General features: G+C 60.1%; 22 protein-coding genes and 4 tRNA genes. 13 read left to right on the top strand and 13 right to left on the bottom strand.

Features of this window, described 5'->3' with window-relative positions; genetic code table 11:
* Positions 1-22: 22 nt before the first annotated feature.
* Positions 23-949 (bottom strand): transaldolase, encoded by a 927-nt coding sequence (gene tal / locus AFK24_RS17935; RefSeq protein ID WP_065834497.1) that lies wholly within the window; start codon positions 947-949, stop codon positions 23-25.
* 267 nt (positions 950-1216) lie between these two features.
* Here tal and dusA point away from each other — a divergent pair, with 267 nt between their 5' ends.
* The 3 genes from dusA (at position 1217) to AFK24_RS17950 (ending at position 3051) form a co-directional block, all read left to right on the top strand.
* Positions 1217-2200, top strand: coding sequence for a tRNA dihydrouridine(20/20a) synthase DusA (dusA, locus tag AFK24_RS17940; protein WP_139110534.1), 984 nt, complete (start codon positions 1217-1219; stop codon positions 2198-2200).
* Between the two features lie 72 nt (positions 2201-2272).
* Positions 2273-2743, top strand: coding sequence for a RidA family protein (locus tag AFK24_RS17945; RefSeq protein ID WP_065834499.1), 471 nt, complete (start codon positions 2273-2275; stop codon positions 2741-2743).
* Between the two features lie 119 nt (positions 2744-2862).
* On the top strand, positions 2863-3051 hold the full coding sequence (locus AFK24_RS17950) for a DUF6021 family protein (RefSeq protein ID WP_065834500.1): 189 nt from the start codon (positions 2863-2865) through the stop codon (positions 3049-3051).
* 8 nt (positions 3052-3059) lie between these two features.
* On the opposite strand, the gene AFK24_RS17955 is transcribed toward AFK24_RS17950, so the two are convergent.
* From AFK24_RS17955 to hutH, 11 genes are all read right to left on the bottom strand, one after another.
* Positions 3060-4829 (bottom strand): sensor domain-containing diguanylate cyclase, encoded by a 1770-nt coding sequence (locus tag AFK24_RS17955; RefSeq protein WP_065834501.1) that lies wholly within the window; start codon positions 4827-4829, stop codon positions 3060-3062.
* A 138-nt stretch (positions 4830-4967) separates the two neighbouring features.
* Complete coding sequence (locus AFK24_RS17960; protein WP_065834502.1) at positions 4968-6299, bottom strand: MFS transporter; 1332 nt, start codon at positions 6297-6299, stop codon at positions 4968-4970.
* A gap of 325 nt (positions 6300-6624) precedes the next feature.
* Positions 6625-6903 (bottom strand): hypothetical protein, encoded by a 279-nt coding sequence (locus AFK24_RS17965; protein WP_065834503.1) that lies wholly within the window; start codon positions 6901-6903, stop codon positions 6625-6627.
* A 97-nt stretch (positions 6904-7000) separates the two neighbouring features.
* Positions 7001-7738, bottom strand: a complete 738-nt coding sequence (gene hutC, locus AFK24_RS17970) for a histidine utilization repressor (RefSeq protein WP_065834504.1) — start codon at positions 7736-7738, stop codon at positions 7001-7003.
* A gap of 31 nt (positions 7739-7769) precedes the next feature.
* Positions 7770-8618 carry an amino acid ABC transporter ATP-binding protein gene (locus AFK24_RS17975; protein WP_065834605.1) on the bottom strand — a complete coding sequence of 283 codons (849 nt, stop codon included), beginning with the start codon at positions 8616-8618 and terminating at the stop codon, positions 7770-7772.
* 32 nt (positions 8619-8650) lie between these two features.
* Positions 8651-9322 (bottom strand): amino acid ABC transporter permease, encoded by a 672-nt coding sequence (locus tag AFK24_RS17980; protein ID WP_065834505.1) that lies wholly within the window; start codon positions 9320-9322, stop codon positions 8651-8653.
* Positions 9322-9978, bottom strand: coding sequence for an amino acid ABC transporter permease (locus AFK24_RS17985; protein WP_065834506.1), 657 nt, complete (start codon positions 9976-9978; stop codon positions 9322-9324). Before AFK24_RS17985 ends, AFK24_RS17980 begins: the two co-directional genes overlap by 1 nt.
* A 164-nt stretch (positions 9979-10142) precedes the next feature.
* Entirely contained in the window at positions 10143-10979 is an 837-nt protein-coding gene (locus AFK24_RS17990; protein ID WP_065834507.1) for a transporter substrate-binding domain-containing protein, read from the bottom strand.
* Positions 10980-11076: 97 nt separating this feature from the next.
* Positions 11077-12453, bottom strand: coding sequence for an FAD-binding oxidoreductase (locus AFK24_RS30825; protein WP_065834508.1), 1377 nt, complete (start codon positions 12451-12453; stop codon positions 11077-11079).
* A gap of 3 nt (positions 12454-12456) precedes the next feature.
* Positions 12457-13638, bottom strand: a complete 1182-nt coding sequence (locus AFK24_RS30830; RefSeq protein WP_065834509.1) for an alpha-hydroxy acid oxidase — start codon at positions 13636-13638, stop codon at positions 12457-12459.
* A gap of 79 nt (positions 13639-13717) precedes the next feature.
* Positions 13718-15247: a histidine ammonia-lyase gene (gene hutH / locus AFK24_RS18005; protein ID WP_065834606.1), complete on the bottom strand. Its 1530-nt coding sequence runs from the start codon at positions 15245-15247 to the stop codon at positions 13718-13720.
* A 384-nt stretch (positions 15248-15631) separates the two neighbouring features.
* Between hutH and AFK24_RS18010 the strand changes: the two genes are divergently transcribed.
* Positions 15632-16591, top strand: a complete 960-nt coding sequence (locus AFK24_RS18010; protein ID WP_065834510.1) for an isopenicillin N synthase family dioxygenase — start codon at positions 15632-15634, stop codon at positions 16589-16591.
* 109 nt (positions 16592-16700) lie between these two features.
* On the opposite strand, the gene AFK24_RS18015 is transcribed toward AFK24_RS18010, so the two are convergent.
* Positions 16701-17897, bottom strand: a complete 1197-nt coding sequence (locus tag AFK24_RS18015; RefSeq protein ID WP_065834511.1) for an amino acid aminotransferase — start codon at positions 17895-17897, stop codon at positions 16701-16703.
* Between the two features lie 342 nt (positions 17898-18239).
* On the opposite strand from AFK24_RS18015, the gene uvrB reads away from it, so the two are divergent.
* From uvrB to AFK24_RS18060, 9 genes are all read left to right on the top strand, one after another.
* Positions 18240-20255: an excinuclease ABC subunit UvrB gene (gene uvrB, locus AFK24_RS18020; RefSeq protein ID WP_065834512.1), complete on the top strand. Its 2016-nt coding sequence runs from the start codon at positions 18240-18242 to the stop codon at positions 20253-20255.
* A 167-nt stretch (positions 20256-20422) separates the two neighbouring features.
* Positions 20423-21904, top strand: a complete 1482-nt coding sequence (gene gltX, locus AFK24_RS18025) for a glutamate--tRNA ligase (RefSeq protein ID WP_065834513.1) — start codon at positions 20423-20425, stop codon at positions 21902-21904.
* A 172-nt stretch (positions 21905-22076) separates the two neighbouring features.
* A tRNA-Ala gene (locus tag AFK24_RS18030) sits at positions 22077-22152 on the top strand.
* Between the two features lie 84 nt (positions 22153-22236).
* Positions 22237-22312 (top strand) — tRNA-Glu (locus AFK24_RS18035).
* A 50-nt stretch (positions 22313-22362) separates the two neighbouring features.
* Positions 22363-22438, top strand: a tRNA-Ala gene (locus tag AFK24_RS18040).
* Positions 22439-22514: 76 nt separating this feature from the next.
* Positions 22515-22590 (top strand) — tRNA-Glu (locus AFK24_RS18045).
* A gap of 192 nt (positions 22591-22782) precedes the next feature.
* Positions 22783-23322, top strand: coding sequence for a TetR/AcrR family transcriptional regulator (locus AFK24_RS18050; RefSeq protein ID WP_065834514.1), 540 nt, complete (start codon positions 22783-22785; stop codon positions 23320-23322).
* A gap of 83 nt (positions 23323-23405) precedes the next feature.
* Positions 23406-23855 (top strand): acyl-CoA thioesterase, encoded by a 450-nt coding sequence (locus AFK24_RS18055; protein WP_065834515.1) that lies wholly within the window; start codon positions 23406-23408, stop codon positions 23853-23855.
* Between the two features lie 28 nt (positions 23856-23883).
* Positions 23884-24843: a tRNA dihydrouridine synthase gene (locus AFK24_RS18060; protein WP_065834516.1), complete on the top strand. Its 960-nt coding sequence runs from the start codon at positions 23884-23886 to the stop codon at positions 24841-24843.
* Positions 24844-24930 lie beyond the last annotated feature (87 nt).

Genomic DNA, 24930 nt, shown 5'->3' on the forward strand with positions numbered 1-24930 from the left:
AGGGTGTCGCCCTTTAGTGCATTCAGACCTTGGCTGAGAGCAACGCCTCAAGCTTTTCCTGATCGCGAGCAAACTGACGAATACCTTCGGCCAGTTTTTCGGTGGCCATCGCGTCTTCGTTGGAAGCCCAGCGGAACTGGCTTTCGGTCAAGGTTTGACGCGGCTCACCGGCATTGCCAGGTGCCAGCTTGCGCTGCAGCGAGCCAGTGTCGTCGGCCAGCTTCTGCAAGAGGTCGGTGCTGATGGTCAAGCGGTCGCAACCGGCCAGCTGTTCGATCTGGCTGATATTGCGGAAGCTGGCGCCCATGACCACGGTCTTGTAGTCATTGGACTTGTAGTAGTTGTAGATGCGCGTCACTGACTGCACGCCCGGGTCTTCGGCACCGACATAGTCCTTGCCTTCGGCTTTCTTGTACCAGTCGTAGATGCGGCCCACGAACGGCGAAATCAGGAACACACCGGCATCGGCGCAGGCCTGGGCCTGGGCGAAGGAAAACAGCAGGGTCAGGTTGCACTGGATGCCTTTCTTTTCCAGCACTTCGGCGGCACGGATGCCTTCCCAGGTCGAGGCCAGCTTGATCAGGATGCGATCCTTGCCAATGCCAGCCTTGTCGTACAGGCCGACCAGGCGCTCGGCGCGTTCGATGCAGGCGTCGGTGTCGAAGGAAAGACGCGCATCGACTTCGGTGGACACGCGACCCGGCACAACCTTGAGGATTTCCTGACCGATTGCGACAGCGAAACGGTCACAGGCCAGGCTGATATCGCCGTTGCTGCCACTGAACGCTTCTTTCAGGCGGTCGCCGTTGCTGTCGCTCGATGCGGCTTTGAGCAGCAGGGAAGGGTTGGTCGTGGCATCGACCGGCTTGAGCTTTTCAATCGCTGCGAAATCGCCAGTGTCGGCGACAACGGTAGTGAATTCTTTGAGTTGATCCAGCTTGGAAGTCATGAGTGTGCTCTGTCCTGTGCGGTTGGATGACATTACCCGAGCATTGCCGGCCTCTCAAGCGAGCTGTGTAAATCCGCGAGAGGGCAACGACTCGATTGTGCTGGTTTTGAGCCTCAGTCAGGCTGCTTGTTCCCGATTATTTGCGAAACCTGGACCGCTGGCGTTCGGCGTTTTTCCATGAGGCGGCTTCTCTTGGTAGACTTGCAGCCCTTCGCCACACAGACTTCGAGACACGTAGAGCTAATGTCACAGACAACCGCCACGCAGATGAACCCCGCCTCTACGCTTTCCCGTCGGTTTTCCGTTGCCCCCATGATGGACTGGACTGACCGCCATTGCCGGTTTTTCCTGCGCCTGCTGTCGAAAAATGCTTTGTTGTATACCGAAATGGTCACCACTGGCGCGTTGCTCAATGGCGACCATGAACGTTTCCTGCGTCACGATGAAGCCGAGCATCCATTGGCGTTGCAGCTGGGCGGTAGCGTTCCGGCCGATCTGGCGGCGTGCGCCTATTTGGCGCAGGACGCGGGGTATGACGAGGTCAACCTGAACGTCGGTTGCCCCAGTGACCGGGTGCAGAACAACATGATCGGCGCCTGCCTGATGGCGCATCCGCAACTGGTGGCCGATTGCGTCAAGGCCATGCAGGACCGGGTCGCGATTCCGGTCACGGTCAAGCATCGCATCGGCATCAATGGCCGGGACAGTTATGCGCAGCTGTGCGATTTCGTCGGTACCGTTCGCGAGGCTGGCTGCACCAGTTTTACCGTGCATGCGCGGATCGCGATTCTGGAAGGTCTCTCGCCCAAGGAAAATCGGGATATTCCACCGTTGCGTTACGACGTGGTGGCGCAACTGAAAGCGGATTTCCCCGAGCTGGAAATCATCCTCAACGGTGGCATCAAGACCCTTGAGCAATGTCAGGAACACTTGCAGATTTTCGACGGCGTGATGCTGGGTCGCGAGGCGTATCACAATCCTTATGTGCTGGCGCAGGTCGACCAGCAGCTGTTTGGCAGCAACGCGCCAGTGATCAGCCGGGCTGAAGCCTTGGCAGCCTTGCGTCCTTACATCGCGGCGCATATTGCCAGCGGCGGCTCGATGCATCACATCACCCGCCATGTGCTTGGCCTGGGCCAGGGTTTTCCTGGTGCGCGGCGCTTTCGCCAGTTGCTCTCGGTGGATATTCACAAGGCCGAGAACCCGCTGGCACTGCTCGATCAGGCCGCGCTGTTGCTGGAAGGTCGCTAGTTCGGAAATACCGCTGGGCAAAGCCATGCCGCTGCGCCCCGTCCATGCTCGTATGACAGGAGTCCGTTTCACATGACAACTCAAGCCAACAATCCCCTCATCCGTCACCTGCACCCCGCCAGCGTCAGTGAGCCATGGGCCCGGGAGTTCGCTGAAGCCATTGAAGTGCCGGTGAACGCGCGTCAACTGGTGTTGAGTGGCGTCGGGCCACAGGTTGTCGACGACGCTGCCCCAGCGGGTTCCGTGCAGGCTTACGGCGATACGGCGGTGCAGACGCTGAGCGTCATCCGGCAAATCGAAGCGACGCTGACTCGCCACGGTTATGGGCTGGGCGACATTGTCAGCATGCAGGCGCTTCTGGTGGCGGACCCGGCTGCGGACGGCGTTGCGGACTTCGAGGGGTTCTCGGCCATATACAACCAATATTTCGGCACACCTGCTCAGCCGAACGTGCCCACCCGAACCCGTGCGCAGGTTATCCGCCTGGTCCCGCCGGGTTGGCTGGTGGAAATGACCGTGACGGCCATCAAGGCGTCAAGCTGATCTTTTCAGGGGCGTGAGGCAGGACGACCATTGGTCAGGCGCGCAGCACTCTATTGGCTGACAGGCTTCCGATAATCATGGCCCAGGCGTCTCTGGGCTCTTGGTGTGAGGTGCCACTGATGACCAACATGGCGACAAATCAGCATGATCCCAGGAACGATCCCGGCTTCGATCCCGATTCACCGGACGTTGCCGACCCGCAAATCGATCCCATCGGTCCGGCCAAAGCGCCTGATGACGGTCAGGACGTTGGCTCGGAAAAACGCGTGGATGACGACCAATACCCACCTTACGACGACGAGAAGTAAGCGACCGTTCAAGCGCGCAGTTTGATGTGGCTGCCAACCGTCAGGCCCTTGATCTGCTCTCCGGAAAGCGGGCGGCAGAAGAAGAATCCCTGGGCTTCATGGCAACCGAAGCTCCTGACCAGATCCATGCACTGGAAAGTCTCGATGCCTTCGGCGACGGTGCGGTAACCCAGTTCATGGGCCAGTTTGAAGATGGATTGGGCAATGATGCGATTGCGTGGTTTGTTTTCCAGGTCGGTGATGATCGACTTGTCCAGCTTGATGACATTAGCCGGGATTTCGTGCAGGTAGGCGAAGTTGCTGTAGCCGGTGCCGAAGTCATCGATGGCCACATCGACACCCAGCGCGCGAATGTCTGACAACTGGCCGAGCACGGTGGTGCTCGCCCTGATCCACTCGCCTTCAGTGATTTCCACTTCAACCCGATGCGGGGCGATCCGGTGCCGCTCGCAGCTGTCGCGCAGTGCATTGGCGATGTCCATGGACTGGAAGTCCAGCGCCGACAGGTTCAGCGAAACCTTCGATTCGCAATCCTCCCACTCGGCCGCTGCGGCCAGCGCCTTATCGATGACCCAACGGGTCACCGTGCTGATCTGTCCCGAGCGCTCGATCAGCGGGATGAACTCGGCAGGCGAGACTGGCCCCAGCGTGCTGTGATTCCAGCGCAACAGCGCCTCGGCACTCACCTGGCGGCCATCCTCCAGACGAAAACGCGGCTGAAACATCAGATAGATATCGCCATTGGCGAGGGCCGTGACCACGTCTTGGCTCAGGGCGAGCGCGCGCCGGTTGGCGCAGTTCTCGTTTTCGTCCCAGAGCGCCCAGTCGATGCCATCGCGACTGGCCGCTTCGACGGCGTGCCGGGCTTTGCGCAGCAGCTCGCCCATGGACTGGCTACCGTCTTCGCAAGACGCGATGCCCATGCGTGTGGCGGGCAACGTCGAAATCGAATCCTCGGCGCATGGCTCGCAGATCAGCGTGCTCAAGATCTGAATCAGTTCGGTCTTATCTGTCCGGTTGGTCGGCAGTAGCAGGCAGCAGTGGCGCTCACTGACATGGTAGACGCCCACGCTGCTGAGCAGCACTTGCTCCAGGCGGCCGGCGATGTCCTGGGCGCGCATCTGCAGGGACGTCATGTTATTGAGCGGGGCCAGTTCCGTTTCGTATTGACTGTCAACAATTTCGATCAAGGCCAGCAAACGGCCTGGGAATTCCTCATTCAGCCAAGGTTCCTGGTGGTCAGTCAGAAACTGGCGCAGGTTCGGTAATCCCGAGAACGGGTTGCGCGTCAGGATCATTTGCCGTTGTTCAATCTGCGAGATAATCATCTCGGCCAGATCTTCCAGCACACGGATTTCGGTATGGCTCAGCTGATGAGGCGACTTGTCGATGATGCACAAGCTGCCGAGGGCATGGCCATCGCGGGTCAGCAAAGGCGCGCCGGCATAAAAGCGAATGCCGTCCTGAGCGGTCACCAGGTCGTTGTCGGCAAAGCGCGTGTCTTCGCAGGCATCAATTACCTGCATCACACCCTGCTGCCTGGCGGTGTGGGCGCAGAAGGACTGGATGATAGGCGTTTCGCTCTGGACGAAGCCCACTCGTGCGGCAAACCACTGTCGGTCGGCCTCGACCAGGGAAACCAGGACCGTTGGCACATCGAAATAAGCGGCCGCAAGGCGACAGATGCGGTCGAAGTTTTCGTTGTTGGCCGTCTCCAGCCACTGCACCGCCCGCACTGCGGCCAGGCGTTGGTGCTCTGCTTGTAGGGTGTGGTGCATGAGTTTTCTCAGAATGCGTTCGAGAAGTCAGTCAATTAAAGGCAATGTGCCATCATAGCCAAGATGTCGTGGAACGCAGACATTTTTTTCTGACCCGGGTCAACTCTCTGCAGATTTTCTCGTTAATCCGGCCTTCGCCTATTGGGCGGATGTCGAGCCAGGCTGGTTTTTGGTCACCAGTCGCAGTCCGCTGGCGATGCTGCCCACTGCCGCAAAACCGGCACCGATGCTCAACGCCAGTACCGGGCCGTGCTCGCCGGAGATCCCGAAACTGAAGGCGACCAGCGCCGCACCGGTCGCCTGACCAATCAGGCGTGCGGTGGCGATGGTGCCACTGGCGCCGCTGGCCCGTTCCCTGGGCGCGCTGGTCATCAGTGCCTTCTGGTTGGGCGCCTGAAAGAAGCCAAAACCCAGGCCGCAGATAATCATGCTGATGCAAATTTGCCAGGCCGAAGCATTCGGCGACATGAACGCCAGGGAAATCATGCCCGCGCAAAGGATAGCCAAGCCGATGCCGCCCAACAGGCCGGGCGCGTAGCGATCGGAAAGACGCCCGGCAAACGGCGCGATCATGGCCACGACCACTGACCACGGGGTCATCAGAAAGCCGGTTTGTACCGGGTCGCGGGCCAGCACTGTTTCGAAGAAAAACGGCAGCGAGACGAACGCCAGGCCTTGCGCGGCGAACGAGCAGAAAGCCGTCATGGCCGACAAGGCAAACATCGGGCGCTTGAGCAAATCCAGAGGAAACATTGGCGCGGGATGGCCGGCTTCACGGCGCAGCATCAGCACGAACCCAACGAGAAATACAGCCAGCGCGATCAACACGCTGTTCCACGAACCTAGTTGTGCCGCCTGGCTGAGGGCAAAAATCAGCGCGCCGAAGGTGATGACGTTAAGCATCGCGGTCAGTGGATCAAAGGTCAGGGTGCCTGGTTTGGCGACTGGCAATGAATTCCAGGCGAACACCAGTGCGAAGATGCCAATTGGCAGGTTGATCGCGAACAGCCACGGCCAGTTCGCCACCGACAGCACCAGCGAAGCGATGGTCGGCCCGGCTGCGAATGACGTACCGACCACCAAGGCGTTCATGCCCAGCCCTCGGCCCAAACGTTCGCGGGAAAAGATCGAGCTGATCAGCGCCGCATTGACACTCATGATCGCGCTGGCGCCCAAGCCCTGCAAAACCCGGCCGATGGTCAGCGTGGGCAGCGACCAGGAGAATGTGCAGAGCGCCGAAGACACCACGAACAGAATCAGACCGCCGAGATACACCTTGCGATGGCCGATCACCCCGCCCAGTGCGGCAAACGGCAGCAAGGTCGCCACCGCCGCCAGTTGATAGGCGTTGATGATCCAGACGGATGCGGCCGGCGAGGCATTCAGGTCCGCCGCGATGGCGGGCAGGGCGGTATTGGCGATGGCGGTATCGAGCGTTGCCAGGGCAATCGAAATCAGGATGGCAACCATCCCGCGAAATTCGAGAGGCGTCAGTTTATTGCTGACCGGGACAGATAGTTCGGGTGTGAGTCGAGCCATTACCAACAACGCTCCGGAAGGATTTTTCGCAAGGGAGAGGCCCGCGAAGCAGGCGCCAGAACGATCCTGCCGGTTTACAGCATGGCTGCGCAATGTTTTGTATTAATTCACTTGAGATGTAATTTGTTGGAGCGAGCGGGCGGCGTTTCGACTTGTCCGCGAATCGGCCATAGGAGCGACCTTAGTCGCGAAGGCGTCGATTGCCCTCCCGGCTAAAGCCGGTCCTACAGCAAGCCTCGCTCCAACAGGGTGATGACTAGCCTCCATCAGTATTGATATCCGCATCATGCCCTTGGGTGGGTTGCGGATTGCGTTGGTCTGCAGGTTTTTCTTCTGGCTCATAATCCGGGGTAAAGGTGCTACCGCCCGATTCCTGGGTTTGCTCCAGTTGCGTATCAGGCTGGCCTACCGGCTTGCCTTGGGACTGGCCTGCGGTGTCTTGGTATTGCTCGCCCTGACCCAATTCGTTATCGGGGTTTTCAGGGTCAATGGCGGGGTCGTTGCGGTCGACGGATTTCTGGCTTTGATCGGTCATGGTTGTGTCCTCTCATTCATAAGCTTGCAAGAATTCGAGGCCGATGGCGCGCGGTCGTTCGATCATTTTCGTGACCGACTGTCCGTTGCGAAAAGGATCAGCTGTCGCGATGCGCACCGTTGACTGGCAAACGGCTGCCCAGGCGATAGCGCGATGAAGGATGGGTCAGGCGTACGAAGGTCACGATCTTGCCGTTGCTCCAGGTGCGCCGCATCAAGACCAGACACGGTTCCAGGCTGTCGATCTGCATGTAGCGGCTCTCGTCGGCGCTTGGGTGACTGGCTTCGACGATGTGCTCCATTTCGTCCGGGCGAATGGTCTGCAACAGATATCGGGCCGGCTGCAGCTGTTCGCCGAACGCCTGCTTGAGGAAATCCGGTACCAGTTCCGGGTTGACGTAGCGATCCTCCAGTTGCACCGGCACGCCTTCTTCGCAATGCACGCAAAGCAGATGGAACACCGAGCTGCCAGTGGTCAGCGACAGCGCGGCGGCAATCGACATCGACGCCGCTTCCCGGGCCAGATGCAATACCTCACAGCTGTAGCGATGGCCCCGGGCGATGATCTCGTCAGCGATGTTGGTGATGCGCAACAGGTTCGACTGCGGCTTGCTTTTGGCGACGAAGGTGCCGACCCCTGAGACTCGCAGCAGATGGCCTTCTTCGGTCAGTTCACGCAGGGCGCGGTTGACCGTCATGCGCGACATGCCCAGCTCCTGCACCAGGCGATTTTCCGAAGGGATCAGGTCGCCCGGTTTCCATTCGCCACAGCTGAGTTTGCCCTGCACGTAATCCTTGGCGCGCCGGTACAAGGCTTGCGGGGTCGGAGTGCTCATCACGCGCTCACAATCACACAGTCTGCAAGGGTCATACGCTGCTGGCCTCCTTGTTGTCCTGCCAGAACGCGTTGCGATCCAGATAGTTCTGCAGGAATTGCTGCAAGCGTGGCTGTTCGGCGTTGTGGAATATTTCCTGCGGCGTGCCTCGTGCAACCACTTCGCCCTGATCGAGAAACACCACCGAGTCGGCCACCTGGGCGGCGAAGCCCATTTCATGGGTGACCACGACCATGGTCATGCCTTCTTTGGCGAGGGTTTTCATGACTTGCAGCACTTCGCCCACCAGTTCCGGATCCAGCGCCGAGGTCGGCTCATCAAACAGCATGATGTGCGGCTCCATGGCCAAGGCCCGGGCAATCGCCACGCGTTGTTGCTGGCCACCGGACAGCTGCGCCGGATAGGACGCCGCCTTGTGCGCCAGCCCGACTTTATCGAGCATCGCCATGCCACGTTGGTTGGCTTCATCAGCGGACAACTTGCGCACCCGACGCAGCGCTTCGCAGACATTGCCGATGGCCGTCATGTGCGGCCACAGGTTGAACTGCTGGAAGACCATGCCGACGTTGCGCCGCACCTGATTGATCTGCGCCTGCGGCGCGCGTTTGCGAGGCTTGCCGGGCGCGCCATTGCCTGGCATCCAGCCGAGCAGTTTGCCTTCGATGATGATTTCGCCTTCGTCGTACTCTTCAAGAAACGCCATGCTGCGCAGCAAGGTGCTCTTGCCGGACCCGGAAGGACCGATCAGGCACACCACTTCCGAATGGCGGACCTGCAGGTCGATCCCCTTGAGCACGCGCAGGGGGCCGAAGCTTTTGCCGACCTTGTTCAAGGTCAGCATGGGTTCGCGGTCGCCGGCCAGTTGCTGGGAGCTTTTCATCAGTTCACCTGGTTGCAAAATTTGAACGCTGCTCATCGGGCTTGCCTGTTCATGAAACGGCCGACCTTGTGCTCAAGGAACATGCCGAGCCGGGAACAGGCTTCGACCAACAACAGATAGCCGATGCACAGCACCAGCAAGGTTTCGACAAAGGCGAAGGTTTCCGAGCCGATTCCGGTCAGCACCATGGTCAGTTCCGGAATGGTAATGATCGATAGCACGGCGGTTTCCTTGCACAGAATAGTGACCAGATTGACCAGCGCCGGAAGGATGATCACCAGCATCTGCGGCACCTGAATGCGCATGATGCATTGGCTGCGGGTGATGCCCAGGGTATCGGCAGCTTCGAGCTGACCGCGCGGCACCGACTGAAAGCCGGTGCGGAAAATTTCTGCGAAATAGACGCTGCCATAAATGCCCAGGCCCAACACGCCAGCCGGAATCGGGTCGAGACTCAAACCGAAGGTCGGGCCTGCGTAATAGATCAGGAACAACTGGACCAGAAACGGCGTGCTGCGGATCAACTCGATGAAGACCCGTAACGGCGCGCGCACCAGGCCATTGCCGAACAACTGGGCGACGGCGATCAGCATGCCCAGACCTAGGCCGAGCACGACGCCGCCGGTCCAGGTGCCCAGCGTAATCATGAATCCCGAGCCGATCTCGCCCAGATGATCAGTGATGATTCGCGGATCGAAGATCATCAATACTGCTCCTTCAAACGCCGCTCAAGCAGGCCGCCGAAGAACGCCAGCGGAATGTTGATCAGGCAATAGAAGCCCGCCAGCATCAGGTAGTCCTGCACGAACAGGTAGTCGCTGGCCGCCATGTTCTGCGCCGTACGGGTCAAGTCCGCGAGGCCGACCACCGAGACCAGTGACGAGGCCTTGATCAGCAGGATCATTTCGTTGATCAAGGCTGGCAGCGTCAGGCGCACGGCTTGCGGGACGCGAATCCGGATCAGCATTTGTCCGGCGCTCAAACCCAGCAATCCGGCGGCTTCAAGCTGGCCTTCGGGGATGGCGAGGAAGCCGCCGCGCATGATTTCCGCAATGTAAGCGCCTGCCGCCAGCGATAGGCCGATCACCGCCGCCACGGTAGGCGATACGTTGGGCAGGCCAATGCGCGGCAGGAAGTAATAGATGAACAACAGTTGCACCAGCAGCGGAATGCCGCGGAACACGAAAATATAGCCGCCACCCAGACGCCTGAGCAGGGGCACGGGGGACAAGCGCAGGCTGCCCACCAGAATGCCGATCACAAAACCGATGCACAGCGCCGCGACGGTGACTTCAAGGGTCACCAACAGCGCTTCGAGCATCAACGGCAGGTTTTGCGCGAGCAAGGGCCAGTCGAACATTGTGTCTCCAGAATTCTTGCACAAAGGGGCCGAGCCCTTGTTGGAGTGAGGCTTGCTGTAGGACCGGTTTTAGCCGGGAGGGCGATTGACGCCTTCGCGACTAAAGTCGCTCCTACGGCTGATTCGCGGGCAAGCCTCGCTCCAACGGGCCCGGTTATCCGGGCTTACCAGGTTGGCGTGAAATCAGCTTTCGGCACGTCCATTTCGGCACCCAGCCATTTCTTTTGCAGGGCGGCGAGGCGGCCATCGGCGTGCATTTTGAGCATGGCGGCGTCGAGGGCGGCGATCAGGCTGTCGGCATCGGCGTCCTTGCGGCCCAGATAGGCAAAGTAGGATTTTTTGCCGAACGGCGGCTCAACCACCTTGTACTTGTCCTTTTGTTTAGCCGCGACGTAAGAGATGTTCGGCAGCGAATTGGCCACTGCGACGATGCGCTTGGCGGCCAGGTCGGCGTAGGCCTGGTTGTTGTCCACGTATTCGCGGATGGTGACTTTTTCCGGCAGGGTCTCGGCGAACTTTTTCAGCTCTTCCAGCTGTGCTGAGCCCTTGCCAGCGCCGACGGTCTTGCCGGAAATGTCTTCGGGTTTCTTGATGCTGTCGTCCTTGGCGCCGACCATCAGCGCAACCGTCGCTTCGGCGACTGGCAGGACAAAGTGGTAACGCTCCTGGCGCGCCTTGGTCTCGATGATCGGACCGGCAACCATGTCGAACTTCTTCGCTTCAAGCCCCGGCAGCACGCTCGGCCACGGCAGGTCGATGAACTTGACCTTGACACCCAATTCCTTGCCCAACTGCTCGAACAATTCGGAGTTCAGGCCTTGCTGCTTGCCGTTTTCGGTGAAATCGAAGGGTGCAAATTGCAACTCGGTACCCACGACCAACTCGCCGGCTTTCTTCACGTCGGCCAGCTGATCGGCGTGAGCCACCAGCGGCATTGCAGCCAGGGCCACGGCGATGCTCAAGCTTTTGCACGTTTTACTGAACAGGGAATCCAGTTGCATTGGGTAACTCCTTCGTCTCAGTCAGGTTCGGTGTGATATCCGTGACTATCGCTGCAGTTAGCGTGCCATACCGGTATATACAACCCTGCAACGGCAATCAGCCGAGGATCTTCCCCGGATTGAGAATGCCGCTTGGATCCAGGCAGTCCTTGAGCTGGCGCATGGTTGCCAAAGCTTCAGGGCTGACCGAATGGTGCAGAAACTCGCGCTTGAGCAGGCCGATACCATGCTCGGCCGAGACCGCGCCGCCCATTTCACCCACGGCGGTATAGACCAAGTTTTCGATTTCCAGGATCGGCGCAGGCTGCGGCAGGGAGTTGCAATCCACGGTCAGGTGCAGATTGCTGTCGCCAATGTGGCCGAAATACACGCTGTGGTTACCCGGCCATTGTTGCTCCAGGCGCTGGCGACACATCTGTGCGAAGTCGCCGATCTGGCCAATCGGCAGGCTGATATCGAAATTCAGCGGCGCCAGACGCACGGGAAACTCGCCGGTTGCCTCGCGAATCTTCCACAAGGCGCGGGCCTGGGTGTGGGAGCTGGCCATGATCGCGTCCACCACTTCGCCCGCTTCCAGCGCCGCTTCGAGGGTCTGTTCCAGAACTTCGCGGGAAGCCACCGATTCCAGCAGCACGTACAGCGGATGGTGGTCGGGCATCGGCGATACCGGGTTTTCCAGCCAGGAAACCCCCATGCGGAAGAAGTCCTGCCACATCAGTTCATAGGCTTGCGGCGTGCCAGCATCGCGTTGCAGGCGTCGCAACAGGCTCACCGCGTTGGCGTAGTCGGGCAGGGCGCACAGCAATGTGGTGGTTTCGCCCGGTTGCGGAGCGAGTTTCAACACCGCGCGGGTGATGACCCCGAGCGTGCCTTCGCTGCCGATGAAGCACTGTTTCAGGTCATAACCGCAGTTGTTCTTGATCATCTTGTTCATCAGGTTCAGTACCCGACCGTCGGCCAGCACCACCTCCAGGCCCAGTACCAGCTCGCGGGTCATGCCGTAGCGAATGACGGCGTTGCCTCCGGCATTGGTGGCGATGTTGCCGCCGATCTGGCAGGAGCCGCGCGCACCAAGATCGAGCGGGAACAGAAAGCCTGCGTCATGCACGGCCTGCTGGATGTCCTGCAAGGTGGTGCCGGCCAGCACGCTGATCGTCGCTGACGCGGCGTCGATTTCTTCGATACCGCGCAGGCGTTCCAGGGACAAGGCGACATCACTGGTGCGTGGAATGGCGCCCCCGGCCAGACCGGTCATGCCGCCTTGTGGCACCACCGATTGTTGCGCGGCGTTGCAGATGCGCAGCGCGGCAGACACCTCGTCGGTGGTGCGCGGCAGCAGCAATGCCGCCGGGCAGGCGGGCGCGTGACCGGTCCAGTCGCTGTAGTGTCGAGCGTTGATGGCGTCGCCGGTCAGGACTTGCGCTTCACCCAAGGCTTCGCGCAGTTGAGCCAGGGTCTGTTGCAGATTGGTCATCGGTCAGCTCACCGTACAGGAAGGGGAAAACTCGGCACGCAGTGCGGCCAGATCGGGTTGGCCCAGCAGAAACAGCGCCAGGCGCAGCTCCTCGGCGAGCAGGTCAAGCGCATGCCCCGCGCCAGCCTGACCGCCTACCGCGACGCCATACAAAGTCGCCCGGCCCAGCAGCACCGCATCGGCACCCAGGGCGCAGGCCTTGAGAATGTCGGTGCCACGCCGGATGCCGCTGTCCAGCAGCAGCGTCAACTTGCCTTTGGCCACCGCGGCGATGGCGGGCAGGCAATCGATACTGGCTGGTACGCCATCCAGCTGGCGTCCGCCATGATTAGTTACGACGATGCCATCCAGACCCAGCGCCACGGCCTTTTCCGCATCGCCGGGGTGCATTACGCCTTTGAGCAGCAGACGTTGCGGCCAGCGATCACGCAGGCGCGCCAGGTATTCCCAATCCAGGCCCATGTCCATTTGCGCACCCATGAAGTGCGCGCCGCCGCTGGCGTTGCGCTGCTCCGGCGGCAGATAACGTTCGATATTCGCCAGACTCGGCATGCCCTGCGGCCAAAGCGCCTGATGCAACCAGCGGGGATGACGCAGCACGTCGAACTTGTTGCGCAGGCTCAGCTGCCGGGGGCGGGCGAAATTGCGCCGGTCCCACTCGCGATTGCCCAGCAGCACTGCATCGCTTGTCAGCAGCAGCGTCTGGCAGCCGACTGCGCTGGCGCGCTGGAGCATGTCTTCCTGGATATGCGGATCTTTCAGGCAATACAGCTGCAGCCAGAAATTGGCGTCAGGCACTGCGGCCACCACCTGTTCCATGGAACTGGTAGACACCGTGCTCAAGGTGAAGGGCAGGCCGCGTTCGGTAGCGGCGCGGGCCAGATGAATGTCGGCATCGCGATGCAGCATGCCGTTGTAACCGGTTGGGCCGATGGCGATGGGCAGCGGCAGCTCACGGCCGAAGATCGAGCGCCGGGTATTGACGTCGCTGCACGGCACGAGGGTTTTGGGCAGCAAGGCTATGTCGCCAAATGCCTGACGGTTGCGCTTGAGGGTGAGTTCTTCTTCCGCTCCGCCTTCCAGGTATTCCCAGGCGAAGTGCGGCAAACGGCGTCGGGCCATGGCGGCGAGTTCGGCGATGCTGTGGGCGCGACGGAAATCGGAGCCAGTGTGATAGCGGCGCATGCAAATCCTTGAACAGTAAAAAGGGACCTGGACAGGAAATGCGCAGTCGGCGGACTTCATGTCCGCCGACCGTCAGGCATCAGCCGTACAGGCGTTGGAACGGCAACCAGCGCGTGAATGCACCGTTTTCGACCCAGGCACGCGCGGCGGCGATGTCCGGGGCGAAGTAGCGATCTTCATCGTAGTGAGCAACTTCACTGCGGATCATGGCCAGCACTTCGCTGAGCTTTTCCGAGGTGTGCAGCGGCGCATGCAAGTCGACGCCTTGCGCCGCGCCGAGCAGCTCGATGCCCACCACCGCGCTGCTGTTCCCGGCCATATCCAGCAAACGGCGTGCCGCAAAGGTCGCCATGGACACATGGTCTTCCTGGTTGGCGGAGGTCGGCAGGCTGTCCACCGAGGCCGGGTGCGCCAGGGTCTTGTTTTCCGAGGCCAGTGCCGCGGCGGTTACCTGGGCAATCATGAAGCCGGAGTTCAAGCCGCCTTCCTTGACCAGGAACGCTGGCAGGCCGGACAGGGCCGGGTCCACCAACTGGGCGATGCGGCGCTCGGACAGGGCGCCGATTTCGGAAATTGCCAGAGCCAGCACGTCGGAAGCCATGGCCACCGGTTCAGCATGGAAGTTACCGCCAGAAAGTACGTCGCCATCGGCGCTGAATACCAGCGGGTTGTCCGACACGGCGTTGGCTTCGCGCAGGAACACGCTGGCAGCGAAGCGCATGTGATCCAGGCAAGCGCCCATCACTTGTGGCTGGCATCGCAGGGAATAAGGGTCCTGCACGCGGCCGCAATCAATGTGCGAGTCGCGGATTTCACTTTTCGCCAGCAATTCGCGATACAGCACAGCGACGTCGATTTGCCCCGGTTGCCCGCGAACCGCCTGGATACGCGCGTCAAACGGCACGTCCGAGCCTTTGAGGGCTTCAACACTGAGGCTGCCGGCAACCACGGCGGCGGTGAACAGTTTCTCGGTGGCGAACAGGCCGCGCAGTGCCAAAGCGGTCGACACTTGGGTGCCGTTGATCAGCGCCAGGCCTTCTTTCGGACCGAGGACCATCGGTTCCAGTCCGGCCAGCGCCAGACCTTCCACGGCGTCCATTTCACGGCCTTGATGACGCACGCGACCGACGCCGATCAGCACCGCAGACATGTGCGCAAGCGGTGCCAGATCGCCGGACGCGCCCACCGAACCCTGGGACGGAATGCACGGATAAACTTTGGCGGCGTACAGCGCGCTGATGGCCTGGATCACTTCCCAGCGAATCCCGGAAAAGCCACGGGCCAGCGAGCCAACCTTGAGCGCCATGATCAGCGCGACGCTGGCGTCATCCAGCAGCGGGCCGGTGCCGGTGCAGTGCGACAGCAGCAGATTGCGCTGCAGTTTGGCCAGGGATTCGGTGGGGATCGAAGTGCGGGCCAGCAGGCCGAAACCGGTGTTGATGCCGTAGACCGTGCGGTTGTTGGCGATGATCTCGTTGACCGTACGGGTGCTGGCATCGACCACTTCCCGGGCATCAGGGTCCAGTTCAAACGGCGCCTGCTGCTGATAGATCGCACGCAGCTGATCGAGGTCGAATTGTCCGGGCTTGAGAAGAAGAGAAGCTGGCATGGCGTTGTTCCTGCTTTGGTTATTCGGGTGGATGCTGGCGAATTCGAGCTGACTTCGACTGACCATTTTAAGTCATATCATCCTGTATATACAGGTAACGCAAAAGCCGGGCCAGTTCAACCTTGTCCCGGAATTCGCGGGTCGGGCGACCGTGCCTGTTTGTGCATGCCTGGAACCTGTCACCGAAAGTTGCACCACTTGTGATCCTCGTGCCCAGTGTTGGGGCGCTTGGAAACGCTGCCTGAACTCGGCAACTCGTCAGGCGGCCAACAGCAAATCGGCGCGATATGGAGGTTGGTTGAGTCATCGACCCAGTGTCTGGTCGACCGGCACAGGAAATGCTTGCACCTGTATATACCGCCTGCCGTTTCTTCAGGAGTCAGCATGACCGATACCAATCTGCCCTTGATCGACATGACCGGAGTTCACGAGGGCGACCCTGCCAGCATTCAGCGCGTCGGCGACGCGATTCGCAAGGCGTGCAGCGAGACTGGATTTTTTTACATCATCAATCATGGCGTGCCTCAGGCGGTTATTGATCGCGCCATGGCTGCTGCGCGGAGCTTTTTCGCTTATCCGGCCGAGGTCAAGCGCCAGGTCGCAGTCAATAAACGCCATCGCGGCTGGCACGCGCTGGGCGGGGCGCTGATGTACGAAGCGACCAAGCCTGATCACAAGGAATTTTTCAGCATCGGCCTGGAGCTGCCGGAAGACGATCCGTGTGTGCTGGCCGGTGAAGCCTTGCGCGGGCCGAACCAATGGCCGGAGTTCATGCCCGAGTTGCGTGGCGCGCTGGACGACTATTACGCGCACATCGGTGTGGCGGGCGCGGATCTGCTCAAGTCCGTGGCAGCCGGGCTGGGGATCGAACAGGATTTTTTCGTCGGCAAATACAGCAAGCGGCTGCAACGCACACAGATGGTCTATTACCCGCCGCATCCGCCCATGGCTGAAGCCGATCAATTCGGTGTCGCGCCGCATACGGATTACGGCTGCATCACCTTGCTGTATCAGGACGACAGCGGCGGTTTGCAGGTGCGTGAGCTGGGCTCCAACAACTGGATCGACGCAACGCCAATCGCTGGCAGTCTGGTCGTCAACGTCGGTGATCTGCTGGCGCATTGGTCGAACAACCGGTTCCGCTCGACCTTGCATCGGGTGATCAACAAATCCGGGCATGAGCGATATTCCATCGCAACCTTTTACGATCCGACGTACAGCGCGGTGGTTGATCCTTGTGATCTGGGGATTGATCCGGCGAGCAGTCTGTATCCGCCGGTGGCAGCGGGGGATTACATCCTCAAGCGGATCGATGATTCGATGGCGTATCGGAAGAAGGGGTAGAAACAATTCTCTTCAAGGAGCCAGCAATCCGTAGGACCGGCTTCAGCCGGGAGAGCGCTCTCCCGGCTGAAGCCGGTCCTACGGATCGTGACGGACGGCACTAATGCCTTCAGATCACCTGAATAATCGCCTTGCACACCGTGTCGATGTTGTTCTGGTTCAGCGCAGCCACGCAGATACGGCCGGTGTCCAGGGCGTAGATGCCGAACTCGTTACGCAGGCGGTGCACTTGCTCGGTGGTCAGCCCGGAGTAGGAGAACATGCCGCTCTGGCGACCGACGAAGCTGAAATCCTGACCAGCCGGATTGTTCGCCAGACGCTCGACCATCGCCACACGCATGCCGCGAATCCGCAGGCGCATCTCGGCCAGTTCTTCTTCCCACATCGCGCGCAGTTCCGGGCTGTTGAGCACGGCGGCGACGATGATTGCGCCATGGGTCGGCGGGTTGGAATAGTTGGTGCGGATCACACGCTTGACCTGCGACAGCACACGGGCCGTTTCTTCTTTTGACTCGGTAATGATCGACAGCGCGCCGACGCGTTCGCCGTACAGCGAGAAGGATTTGGAGAACGAGCTGGAGGCAAAGAAGGTCAGGCCCGACTCGGCGAACAGGCGCACGGCAATGGCGTCTTCGTCGATACCGTCGCCAAAGCCTTGATAGGCCATGTCGAGGAAAGGTACGTGGCCCTTGGCCTTGACCACTTCGAGGACTTTTTTCCAGTCTTCAAGGGTCAGGTCGACGCCGGTCGGGTTATGGCAGCAGGCGTGCAATACGACGATGGAACCGGACGGCAGGTTCTCAAGGTCTTCGAGCATGCCGGAACGGTTCACGTCGTGGCTGGTCGCATCATAGTAACGATAGTTTTGAACAGGGAAACCGGCGGTCTCGAACAGGGCGCGATGGTTTTCCCAGCTTGGGTCGCTGATCGCCACGACGGCATCGGGCAGCAGTTGCTTGAGGAAGTCCGCACCGATTTTCAGTGCGCCGGTACCGCCGACCGCCTGGGTCGTCAAGACGCGACCGGACGCGATCAGTGGCGAGTCTGCGCCGAACAGCAGTTTTTGTACGGCCAGATCGTAGGCGGCGATGCCGTCAATCGGCAGGTAACCGCGGGGAGCGTGTTGAGCCACGCGAATCTTCTCGGCTTCGGCAACAGCGCGTAGAAGGGGAATGCGTCCTTCCTCGTTGCAATAAACGCCCACGCCAAGATTGACTTTGGTGGTGCGGGTATCGGCGTTGAATGCTTCGTTGAGGCCCAGGATTGGATCGCGTGGTGCCATTTCGACAGCGGAGAACAGGCTCATTTTTGCGGCGGCTCTGAGTGGGGAGTGAGGGAATGCCGCTCTAACCCGAATGCGCCAGAGCGGTGCACAAACGGGGAGCTAGTATAGAGGCCATCGCTGGCCGGGGCGACAGCTGCGACGGCGTTTTTTCAAGGTTTTTACGGTTATTTTCGCGCCGTCAGTCACATTGCAGCCGACATCCTTTAATGCATGTCGGCGGCACGGCTTGAAAGGCGGCAATGGAGACTCCATTTGTAGTCCCATCACACCATTTTTTGTACGACTGATCCTTAAACGGAGCAGGCGTTGGCGGTTCTTTCGTTTTTGCGCGCACTCTGGCGAAAACGCACACAGAGGTACGTTATGTCCGAGTTTCAGCTCGTCACCCGTTTTGAGCCTGCTGGCGATCAGCCGGAAGCCATCCGCTTGATGGTCGAAGGGATCGAAGCCGGGCTGGCGCACCAGACGTTGCTGGGTGTGACCGGTTCGGGCAAGACGTTCAGTATCGCCAATGTGATTGCTCAGGTGCAGCGCCCGACGTTGGTGCTGGCGCCGAACAAGACCCTGGCCGCGCAGTTGTATGGCGAGTTCAAGGCGTTTTTTCCCAACAACGCCGTTGAGTACTTCGTCTCTTATTACGATTACTACCAGCCCGAAGCCTATGTACCGTCGTCGGACACCTTCATTGAGAAGGACGCCTCGATCAACGACCACATTGAGCAGATGCGGCTGTCGGCGACCAAAGCGTTGCTGGAGCGCAAGGACGCCATCATCGTCACCACGGTTTCCTGCATTTATGGCCTGGGCAGCCCGGAAACCTATCTGCGCATGGTGTTGCACGTGGACCGTGGCGACAAGCTCGACCAGCGCGCGTTGCTGCGGCGTCTGGCGGACTTGCAGTACACCCGTAATGACATGGATTTCGCCCGCGCGACCTTCCGGGTGCGCGGCGATGTGATCGATATTTACCCGGCCGAGTCGGATCTGGAAGCGATCCGCATCGAACTGTTCGACGACGAAGTGGAAAGTCTGTCGGCGTTCGATCCACTGACCGGCGAGGTAATCCGCAAGCTGCCGCGCTTCACCTTCTATCCGAAAAGCCACTACGTAACGCCTCGGGAAACCCTGGTCGAAGCGATGGAGGGCATCAAGGTCGAGTTGCAGGAGCGCCTGGAATACCTGCGCAATAACAACAAGCTGGTGGAAGCCCAGCGCCTGGAGCAACGCACGCGCTTCGATCTGGAAATGATCCTCGAACTGGGTTACTGCAACGGGATCGAAAACTACTCGCGCTATCTGTCGGGTCGCCCATCCGGCGCGCCGCCGCCGACGCTTTACGATTATCTGCCAGCCGATGCCTTGCTGGTGATCGACGAATCCCACGTCAGCGTGCCGCAGGTTGGTGCAATGTATAAAGGCGACCGCTCGCGTAAGGAGACGCTGGTGGAATACGGTTTCCGTCTGCCGTCAGCGCTGGATAACCGGCCGATGCGTTTCGACGAGTGGGAAGCGGTCAGCCCGCAGACCATTTTCGTCTCGGCAACGCCGGGCAATTACGAAGCCGAGCACGCCGGCCGGGTCATTGAGCAATTGGTACGCCCGACCGGGCTGGTCGACCCGCAAATCGAAATTCGTCCGGCGCTGACTCAGGTCGATGACTTGCTGTCCGAGATCGGCAAACGTGTGGCGCTGGAAGAGCGGGTGCTGGTGACCACGTTGACCAAGCGTATGTCCGAGGATTTGACTGATTACCTGGCTGACCACGGCGTGCGGGTGCGTTACCTGCACTCGGACATCGACACGGTGGAACGGGTCGAGATCATCCGGGATTTACGTCTCGGCACCTTCGACGTTTTGGTGGGGATCAACCTGCTGCGTGAAGGTCTGGACATGCCGGAAGTTTCCCTGGTGGCGATTCTCGATGCCGACAAGGAAGGCTTCCTGCGTTCCGAGCGTTCGCTGATCCAGACCATTGGCCGTGCCGCGCGTAACCTCAATGGCCGGGCGATCTTGTATGCCGACCGGATTACCGGCTCCATGGAGCGTGCTATCGGCGAAACCGAGCGCCGTCGCGACAAGCAGATTGCCTATAACCTTGAGCATGGCATTACGCCCAAAGGCGTATTCAAGGATGTCGCCGACATCATGGAAGGCGCCACCGTGCCGGGTTCGCGCAGCAAGAAGCGCAAAGGCATGGCCAAGGCCGCCGAAGAGAATGCCAAATACGAAAACGAGCTGCGCTCACCCAGCGAAATCACCAAGCGCATTCGTCAGCTGGAAGAAAAAATGTACCAACTGGCCCGCGACCTGGAGTTCGAAGCGGCAGCGCAGATGCGCGACGAGATCGGCAAATTGCGCGAGCGGTTGTTGGTGGTCTGAATACCCGTGGGAGCAAGCTTGCTTGCGAAGGCAATATGTCTGGCTACGAAGATATTCTGGATGTACTGGCCACTTCGCGAGCAAGCTCGCTCCCACAAGGTTTGCGTGCCGCGCCACCCCCGCGCCTGTTAACATTCGCCGCTTGATTGACCTATTCGGGATTTTCCATGACCACCGTTCGTACCCGCATCGCGCCATCGCCTACCGGCGACCCTCACGTTGGCACGGCCTACATCGCGCTTTTCAACTACTGCTTCGCCAAGCAGCACGGCGGCGAATTCATCCTGCGTATTGAAGATACCGATCAGCTGCGTTCGACCCGCGAGTCCGAACAGCAGATTTTCGATGCCTTGCGCTGGTTGGGTATCGAGTGGAGCGAAGGTCCGGACGTGGGCGGTCCCCATGGTCCGTATCGGCAGAGCGAACGTGGCGAGATTTACCAGAAGTACGCCAAACAGCTGGTTGAGCTGGGTCATGCCTTCCCGTGTTTCTGCACCGCTGAAGAGCTGGATCAGATGCGCGCCGAGCAAATGGCCAAGGGCGAAACCCCGCGTTATGACGGCCGTGCCTTGCTGCTTTCGAAAGAAGAAGTCGCCCGTCGCCTGGCGGCTGGCGAACCTCATGTGATCCGCATGAAGGTGCCAAGCGAAGGTGTCTGCGTGGTGCCGGACATGCTGCGTGGCGAAGTCGAGATCCCGTGGGATCGCATGGACATGCAAGTGTTGATGAAGACTGACGGCCTGCCGACCTACTTCCTGGCTAACGTCGTCGATGACCATTTGATGGGTATCACCCATGTATTGCGTGGCGAAGAATGGCTGCCATCGGCACCGAAACTGATCCTGCTCTACGAATATTTCGGCTGGGAAAAGCCTCAGTTGTGCTACATGCCGCTGCTGCGTAACCCGGACAAAAGCAAGCTGTCCAAGCGCAAGAACCCGACCTCGGTGACGTTCTACGAGCGCATGGGTTTCATGCCCGAAGCGATGCTCAACTACCTGGGGCGCATGGGCTGGTCGATGCCGGACGAGCGCGAGAAGTTCTCGCTGCAGGAAATGGTCGAGCATTTCGACCTGTCCCGGGTTTCCCTGGGCGGTCCGATCTTCGATATCGAGAAGCTGTCGTGGCTCAACGGCCAATGGCTGCGCGAGTTGCCGGTTGAAGAGTTCGCCAGTCGCGTACAGAACTGGGCGCTGAATCCGGCCTACATGATGAAAATCGCGCCTCATGTGCAGGGCAGGGTAGAGACCTTCAGCCAGATCGCGCCATTGGCCGGGTTCTTCTTTGCCGGCGGCGTCACGCCGGATGCCAAGCTGTTCGAGCACAAGAAGCTGTCCAGCGATCAGGTACGTCAGGTGATGCAATTGATCCTCTGGAAGCTGGAGTCCCTGCGTCAGTGGGAGAAGGAGCCAATCACCGCCAGCATCCAGGCGGTGGTGGAACATCTGGAACTCAAGCTGCGCGATGCCATGCCGCTGATGTTCGCGGCAATCACCGGGCAGGCCAACTCGGTGTCGGTCACCGATGCGATGGAAATCCTCGGTCCAGACTTGACACGCTTCCGTCTGCGTCAAGCCATCGACCTGCTGGGCGGCGTTTCCAAGAAAGAAAACAAGGAATGGGAAAAGCTGCTCGGCGCCATCGCCTGAGCATCTCCCGACGCCTGGGGCCGTGTGTGAGTCCGCCTCGGCCTTCAGTCCCCCGGTTTTCCGGGGGCTGAATGGTAAGTGGTTGTAATGCCGACAGAAAATATTGAAATTTGTTGAAAATAAATTTGACAGCTCCCCGCCTCACGCTTAACATGCGCCCCGTCCACAACGTGGGGCTTTAGCTCAGCTGGGAGAGCGCCTGCATGGCATGCAGGAGGTCAGCGGTTCGATCCCGCTAAGCTCCACCAATTTAGAGTTTCAAGGCGCAGCTTCACTGCCTTGAAACAAGGTACGGTTACCGGTTCCAGCTCCGGTCATCTGCTGAAGGTTTTGTCCCCTTCGTCTAGTGGCCTAGGACACCGCCCTTTCACGGCGGTAACAGGGGTTCGAGTCCCCTAGGGGACGCCATTTTCAAGAAGCACGCCGCAAGGTTTGCTCCGCCGCGAGGCGAAAAATCCGGGGCTTTAGCTCAGCTGGGAGAGCGCCTGCATGGCATGCAGGAGGTCAGCGGTTCGATCCCGCTAAGCTCCACCAATTTGTAAGGTTCAAGGTTCGGCCACACTGGCCTTGAATCGATCAAGTCCGCTTGATCATATGCAGAAGGTTTTGTGTCCCCTTCGTCTAGTGGCCTAGGACACCGCCCTTTCACGGCGGTAACAGGGGTTCGAGTCCCCTAGGGGACGCCACGATTTCTCGCTCTGCGAGACCAAGGGTCATTCGATTATTGAATGGCCCTTTTGTTTTTGTGCTGCTTTTTCCCCTCGTCTTGTTACTCCTTCCTTATGCCGTAGCTTCAGCCGTTTGACCGGCGAAACATCATTGCGCTTGCTCTTCAGGATTATGGGGATAATATTACCTCCGTAATCCTGGAGATCGATATGAACGATAAAAAAACCAAGACCCGTGAGCGCATCCTCGATGCGGCCAGTGCGGCCCTTATCTGTCGTGGTCCCGGCCAGCCCAGCGTCAACGAGATCATGGGCGCGGCGGGCCTGACTGTCGGCGGCTTCTACGCGCATTTCGACAGCAAGGAAGCGCTGATGCTCGAAGCGTTCCGTCATCTTCTCAAGCAGCGCCAATCTTCGGTGGCGCAGATCGATGATCAACTCCCGGGGCACGAGCGCCGAGCATTGCTTGCAGCGTTTTACCTGTCCCGCAAGCATCGGGACGGCAGCGACAACGCCTGCCCGTTGCCATCAACAGTGGGTGAGATGTCGCGCTTGCCTGAGAGCTTTCAGGAGGTTCTGGCTGAACACCTGGAGATGATGGTGGCGCAACTGTCTTCAAGCCCTGAAGAGGCTGACAAAGTCCTGGCAGATGTGGCGCTGATGGTTGGCGGCCTGACATTGGCTCGCGCACTGGGCGGAGGCGAGCTGTCGGATCGGGTCTTGCGCGCGGCCAAGTCGGCTGTGATCTGATGGCCTGGCGTTAAACTCCCGAGACTTTGGTTACACTGGCTGGCTTAACAACGTCATCGATAGCAGCCTGATAGGGAGTGAGCATGGTCTGGGATAGGGCGACACCGTTTGTCATCGACCTCAACGTGGCAGCCGACGATATCGATGGTCTGGGTCATGCCAATAATGCGGTGTATGTGACCTGGCTGGAGCGCTGCGCCTGGCGCCACTCGCAACAATTGGGGCTGGACCTCACTGAATACCGGCGACTGGACCGCGCCATGGCCGTGGTCCGCCATGAAATCGACTACCTGGCCAGTGCCTACGAAGACGATGAGCTGCAATTGGCGACCTGGATCGTCGATTGGGATCGTCGCCTGAAAATGACCCGGTGCTTTCAACTGCGTCGCCCCAGCGACGGCCTGACCTTGCTGCGCGCCCAGACCACCTTTGTCTGCATCGAGCTGTCCAGCGGCAAGCCCAAGCGCATGCCAGCAGAATTCATCGAGGGCTACGGTCCGGCGATGGTTTCCAATCCGGTCGCCGCGCCGTAAACTGCCGGACTTTTTTCGAGTGTGACCCATGCAAATTGCTCTGGCGCCCATGGAGGGGTTGGTCGACGACATCCTGCGCGATGCTCTGACGAAGGTCGGTGGCATCGACTGGTGCGTGACTGAATTCATCCGGGTATCCGAGCGGTTGATGCCGGCTCACTACTTCTACAAATACGCATCCGAGTTTCATAACGGCGCGAAGACGGAGGCCGGTACGCCCCTGCGTCTGCAATTGCTGGGCTCCGATCCGGTCTGCCTGGCGGAAAACGCGGCCTTCGCCTGTGAACTCGGCGCGCCGGTGCTGGACCTCAATTTCGGTTGCCCGGCCAAGACCGTGAATCGCTCCCGAGGCGGCGCGGTGCTGCTCAAAGAGCCCGAACTACTCCACACCATCCTCGAACACGTGCGCCGCGGCGTGCCAAAACATATCCCGGTCACGGCCAAGATGCGTCTGGGCTTCGACAGCACCGACCTCGCGCTGGATTGCGCGCGGGCGCTGGCCGACGGTGGGGCGGAGCAAATCGTGGTGCATGCCCGCACCAAGGTCGACGGCTACAAGCCGCCCGCGCACTGGGAGTGGATCGCGCGCATTCAGGAAGTGGTCAAGGTTCCGGTGGTCGCCAACGGCGAAATCTGGACTGTGGATGACTGGCGGCGTTGCCGGGAAATCTGCGGCGCCAGGGACATCATGATCGGTCGCGGGCTGGTGGCGCGCCCGGATCTGGCCCGGCAAATCGCAGCAGCGCAGGCGGGCGAAGAAGTGATCCCCATGACCTGGGCCGAGCTGCAACCGATGCTGCGGGTGTTCTGGCAGCACTGCGTGAAGAAAATGACCCTGATCCAGGCGCCCGGACGTCTCAAGCAATGGCTGGCGTTGCTGACCAAAAGCTATCCCGAGGCGACCACGTTATTCGACGCCCTGCGCCGGGAAACCGACTGCCAGCGCATCGGTTTGCTGCTCGGTGTTGACGCCGACGAACGGTCATAAAAAATCTGAAAATAGCCTCTTGAAACGCGAATGGCCGACCCTAGTTTGGGGGTTGCGCGATGCCGGATTCGGGTCGCGGATTACCAC

It is taken from the genome of Pseudomonas syringae, assembly GCF_001698815.1.
Classification (GTDB): Bacteria; Pseudomonadota; Gammaproteobacteria; order Pseudomonadales; family Pseudomonadaceae; genus Aquipseudomonas; species Aquipseudomonas syringae_A.

Excerpts from the sequence above, each read along its gene's own strand:
- tal (WP_065834497.1), bottom strand. The coding sequence starts at position 949 with ATGACTTCCAAGCTGGATCAACTCAAAGAATTCACTACCGTTGTCGCC.
- dusA (WP_139110534.1), top strand. The coding sequence starts at position 1,217 with ATGAACCCCGCCTCTACGCTTTCCCGTCGGTTTTCCGTTGCCCCCATG.
- AFK24_RS17945 (WP_065834499.1), top strand. The coding sequence starts at position 2,273 with ATGACAACTCAAGCCAACAATCCCCTCATCCGTCACCTGCACCCCGCC.
- AFK24_RS17950 (WP_065834500.1), top strand. The coding sequence starts at position 2,863 with ATGACCAACATGGCGACAAATCAGCATGATCCCAGGAACGATCCCGGC.
- AFK24_RS17955 (WP_065834501.1), bottom strand. The coding sequence starts at position 4,829 with ATGCACCACACCCTACAAGCAGAGCACCAACGCCTGGCCGCAGTGCGG.
- AFK24_RS17960 (WP_065834502.1), bottom strand. The coding sequence starts at position 6,299 with ATGGTTGCCATCCTGATTTCGATTGCCCTGGCAACGCTCGATACCGCC.
- AFK24_RS17965 (WP_065834503.1), bottom strand. The coding sequence starts at position 6,903 with ATGACCGATCAAAGCCAGAAATCCGTCGACCGCAACGACCCCGCCATT.
- hutC (WP_065834504.1), bottom strand. The coding sequence starts at position 7,738 with ATGAGCACTCCGACCCCGCAAGCCTTGTACCGGCGCGCCAAGGATTAC.
- AFK24_RS17975 (WP_065834605.1), bottom strand. The coding sequence starts at position 8,618 with ATGAAAAGCTCCCAGCAACTGGCCGGCGACCGCGAACCCATGCTGACC.
- AFK24_RS17980 (WP_065834505.1), bottom strand. The coding sequence starts at position 9,322 with ATGATCTTCGATCCGCGAATCATCACTGATCATCTGGGCGAGATCGGC.
- AFK24_RS17985 (WP_065834506.1), bottom strand. The coding sequence starts at position 9,978 with ATGTTCGACTGGCCCTTGCTCGCGCAAAACCTGCCGTTGATGCTCGAA.
- AFK24_RS17990 (WP_065834507.1), bottom strand. The coding sequence starts at position 10,979 with ATGCAACTGGATTCCCTGTTCAGTAAAACGTGCAAAAGCTTGAGCATC.
- AFK24_RS30825 (WP_065834508.1), bottom strand. The coding sequence starts at position 12,453 with ATGACCAATCTGCAACAGACCCTGGCTCAACTGCGCGAAGCCTTGGGT.
- AFK24_RS30830 (WP_065834509.1), bottom strand. The coding sequence starts at position 13,638 with ATGCGCCGCTATCACACTGGCTCCGATTTCCGTCGCGCCCACAGCATC.
- hutH (WP_065834606.1), bottom strand. The coding sequence starts at position 15,247 with ATGCCAGCTTCTCTTCTTCTCAAGCCCGGACAATTCGACCTCGATCAG.
- AFK24_RS18010 (WP_065834510.1), top strand. The coding sequence starts at position 15,632 with ATGACCGATACCAATCTGCCCTTGATCGACATGACCGGAGTTCACGAG.
- AFK24_RS18015 (WP_065834511.1), bottom strand. The coding sequence starts at position 17,897 with ATGAGCCTGTTCTCCGCTGTCGAAATGGCACCACGCGATCCAATCCTG.
- uvrB (WP_065834512.1), top strand. The coding sequence starts at position 18,240 with ATGTCCGAGTTTCAGCTCGTCACCCGTTTTGAGCCTGCTGGCGATCAG.
- gltX (WP_065834513.1), top strand. The coding sequence starts at position 20,423 with ATGACCACCGTTCGTACCCGCATCGCGCCATCGCCTACCGGCGACCCT.
- AFK24_RS18050 (WP_065834514.1), top strand. The coding sequence starts at position 22,783 with ATGAACGATAAAAAAACCAAGACCCGTGAGCGCATCCTCGATGCGGCC.
- AFK24_RS18055 (WP_065834515.1), top strand. The coding sequence starts at position 23,406 with ATGGTCTGGGATAGGGCGACACCGTTTGTCATCGACCTCAACGTGGCA.
- AFK24_RS18060 (WP_065834516.1), top strand. The coding sequence starts at position 23,884 with ATGCAAATTGCTCTGGCGCCCATGGAGGGGTTGGTCGACGACATCCTG.